Consider the following 259-nt stretch of genomic DNA (forward strand, 5'->3'; position numbering starts at 1 on the left):
CGACGGAACGTTGCGCTGTCCCTGGCACCATGCCCGGTTCGATCTGGAAACCGGTGAAGCTGTCGGCGCTCCGGCCTTCGCATCGCTCGACCGGTTCGCAGTGGTCGAAGAGGATGGGCAGGTGCGGATCGATGGGCCTGCCGCTCCAATCGAAAGGCCTGTTCCGAAGGCCGATGCCGGGATCGGGCGCATCGTCATCATCGGTGCGGGGGCGGCGGGCCATGCCTGTGCCGAAATGCTGGTGCGTCATGGTGCCGGG

At 66.8% G+C, this 259-nt stretch carries 1 protein-coding gene; it reads left to right on the top strand.

Translation table 11 applies throughout. From position 1 onward, the window contains the following. Positions 1 to 259, top strand: a 259-nt coding sequence (locus AC3II9_RS22015; protein WP_489158855.1) for a Rieske 2Fe-2S domain-containing protein, incomplete at both ends; no start/stop codon positions are given.

It is taken from the genome of Lysinibacillus sp. RU7, from assembly GCF_057837305.1.